Origin of the sequence: Microcystis sp. M109S1 (assembly GCF_020247025.1) — a bacterium.
Classification (GTDB): domain Bacteria; phylum Cyanobacteriota; class Cyanobacteriia; order Cyanobacteriales; family Microcystaceae; genus Microcystis.
In genome coordinates, this window is sequence record NZ_JADBRW010000216.1 from 1 (window position 1) to 3,176 (window position 3,176).

Sequence of the window (3,176 nt, forward strand, 5' to 3'; positions counted from 1 at the left end):
ATCAGTTATCAGTTATCAGTTATCAGTTATCAGTTATCAGTTATCAGTTATCAGTTATCAGTTATCAGTTATCAGTTATCAGTTATCAGTTATCAGATTTGAGTTTTTAAGTGTGCAGTATTAAATAGTAGTTTCCTACTGTCTTTTTACTGATTACTGATTACTGTTTACTGTTTACTGATTTTAGTTTTTGAGGTATCTTGGGCCCCTTCGGGGAGATCGATAAAGACCTTTTCTCCGGCTTCCAAACCTGATAAAATTTGGGTTTTATCGTCTAAGACCAAACCGATCGAAACGGGTTTAAAACTGGGTTTATTTTCGGCATCGGCAACTAAAACCCCTGACTTGCCTTCCCGGGTGACAATGGCGACAGTCGGCACGACGAGGGCATTATCTAACTGCTGGCCGACAAAAGTTACATCCACATTCATTTTCGATTTGAGTTTGTCCCATCCCGTCACCAAACCGATTCTCACTTCAAAAGAAGTAACATTATCCTCGATAATTGCTTCAGGAGCCACGAGAATAACTCGACCTTCAAAGACTTCTTCAGGGAAAGCATCGGCGACAATTCGCACTGGTTGGCCGCGCTGCAATAAACCCACATCTACTTCCGGCACTTTAGCAATCACTTCCAATCCCGATGCCAGGGCGATAATCGAGGTGGAAGTGGCGGAAGCGGTACTGGAGGCCGAAGTGGTGGGAGTGACAAAAGAACCCTCGGTGGCGTATTTTTGGGTGATGATGCCATCAAAGGGAGCAGTAATGACTGTATCGCGGTATTGAATCTTGATTTGCTCTAAATCGGCCCTGGCGGCCGCTACAGATGATTCTAGTCGAGCAAGCTCGGTTTCTTGGGTTTTTTGGCGTTGTTCGAGGGCAAATTTCGCTTCTGCGATCGCTGCTGCCGCTCGGATCATTTCCTGCTCAATTCCGGCCACTTCTGGGGAAGCGGTTTTATCTGCTTGTTCCAAACGGCGGACCGATTCCTCTAAATTAGCTTTGGCGTTGAGATATTCATTGAGGACGGCATCAAATTGGTCTTGAGCGATCGCACCTTCCTGGACTAAATTTTCATTGCGTTTAACCCGATTTTCTGCTAGTCGAAAACGGGATTGGGCTGCTTGTACCTGAGCTTGCAGTTGGTCTAAATCTTTCGGAATTCTTTCTTTGGCCTGAGCTAAACGGGCTTCTAATTGCTTATAACTGGCCTGGGCCTGATAAAATCGGGCTTGTAATTGCCGGATATCTTCGGGAATGCTGCGTTTAGCCTGTTCCAGATTGGCTAGAGCTTCCCGTAGATGCGCTTCTGACTGCATTCCCCGGGCATACACCTCTAAATTATCCATGACGGCGAGGGTTTGTCCCTTTTTAACAATCATGCCCTGATCCACCAATAATCGCACTAATCGGCCAGGGTTTTTCGGGCTAATGTTGACACTTTGGATTGGTTCCACCCTACCACTAGCTTTAATTTCCACAGCCAGGGTTTCCCGTCGAGCAGGAACGGTCATTTTCGCCAATTCTAGGCTAGGAGGAGGTGTTTGCAGCAAGCGATAAGAAACCACTCCCACCGCCAGAAAACCACTAGCCATGAGTCCGAATATCCAAAATAGGGGGCGATTTGATTTTCCCAACACGGTTATTGCCATCGATCAGCCAAAAGTTAATTGGTTATATACTAACGTCTCTAGAGTTGCCTTTGTTGTTTCTTTAGCCAACAACTCCCAAGCGAGATAGACTGATTAAAAAAGGCCTATCGCGGGGGTAAACTGTGCCAAAACTTCAATTAATCATTTCTTTGCTCATTTTTTTCGTCGCTGGCAGCCCGCCGGCTTTTTCCCAAGCGCTACTCCCCTACGCCATCGAACCGGAGTTAGAACAGATGGAACAAGCGGGAATTGAAATGGCCGAAGATGCCATCCAATTAGCTCGTTTTCGCCGTACCGATGCGGCCCTCGGACGGGCTAAGTTAGCGGTGCAGTTAGCCCCCCATCTCTATCAAACTTGGTTTATTCTCGGTAGTTTATATCTGCAAGACAATCAGGTGCAACTCGGTATCGAGGCATTAAATCAATCTTTGTCCCTTGCTCCCGCCGATGCCCACGCTAATATTAAATTTTCCCTCGGTAGTGCCTATTTTCAGAATCAAGATTACCAGTCTGCTATTGCCCAGATTGAAGCGGGTTTGCAAATGAAACCCGATATCTCCCCCGCTCTTTTTGATCTCGGTAATTCCTATCTCAAGTTAGACCAATATCCTGCGGCGATTGCAGCTTACGAAAAAGCTGTTACTCAAGATAAAAATTTTTGGCCTGCTATTAATAATATTGGTTTAGTTAAATACGAACAGGGCAATAAGGAAGCAGCCCTTAAAGATTGGCGCGCCGCTTTGAAAATCGATCCTAAACAGCCGGAACCTCAGTTAGCTATTGCGGTGGCTATTTATAGTCAAGGTAAAACCGAGGAGGGCATCAAATTAGCTCAGGCCGCTCTCACTAGCGATAGTCGTTATGTCAGTCTAAAATTTTTAGAGGAAAATCTCTGGGGTCAACGTCTTCTGCAAGACACGGAGAAAATGTTTAATCATCCCAAAATGAAAGATTTTATCGCTCGTTTACCACAACCAACCCCAGAAGTGGAGGAAGAAAATTAAGCTTATGCAGCAAGCATTAAGATAACCCCTTAGTTAATTTGCTAGGAATTCTTGAGGCTTGCTCTAGCTAATTAAGGCTGGCTGAATATCGGTAGAAGCTTTGCTAAAAAATGGTTTTGGGACTTTATTAGCAAAACAACAAACTTTTTGCCGCAAACCCCACATACAGTACAATTATTATAGTTAAGGGTTTAAAAAGACTGGGATGATGGCAAAGCAATCAAGGGCAATTGAGGTGACAGAACATGATAATAAATGTCCCGAATGTCTGCACTTGGAGATTTCGGGAGAACCTGTTGCGTCTGAGTCGAAGGGACATTTTTCGCTTTTCAAACAGTCTGAACCAGAGGCGTTTGCCCTATCGGTGCGGATTAATTTTAGGGACTTCCAGAGAATAAAATACCCAACAAAAAAATAGAAAAGTGTTTTTTTGAAAAAGTAATTATTTTTGTCCAGGAAAACAAAGAGTCTCCCATTACAACCTATTTTTCCGAAAAAATAGGCAGCACAATCTTTTATA

At 44.2% G+C, this 3,176-nt stretch carries 3 protein-coding genes; 2 read left to right on the forward strand and 1 reads right to left on the reverse strand.

Annotation, left to right across the window (positions count from 1 at the left end):
* Positions 1-167: 167 nt before the first annotated feature.
* On the reverse strand, positions 168-1,652 hold the full coding sequence (locus tag IM322_RS10850; RefSeq protein WP_287677286.1) for an efflux RND transporter periplasmic adaptor subunit: 1,485 nt from the start codon (positions 1,650-1,652) through the stop codon (positions 168-170).
* On the opposite strand from IM322_RS10850, the gene IM322_RS10855 reads away from it, so the two are divergent.
* Together IM322_RS10855 and IM322_RS10860 are read left to right on the forward strand one after the other, a co-directional pair.
* Entirely contained in the window at positions 1,594-1,740 is a 147-nt protein-coding gene (locus IM322_RS10855; RefSeq protein WP_002740204.1) for a hypothetical protein, read from the forward strand. The genes IM322_RS10850 and IM322_RS10855 overlap by 59 nt on opposite strands.
* A 34-nt stretch (positions 1,741-1,774) precedes the next feature.
* Entirely contained in the window at positions 1,775-2,656 is an 882-nt protein-coding gene (locus tag IM322_RS10860) for a tetratricopeptide repeat protein (RefSeq protein WP_286824617.1), read from the forward strand.
* Positions 2,657-3,176 lie beyond the last annotated feature (520 nt).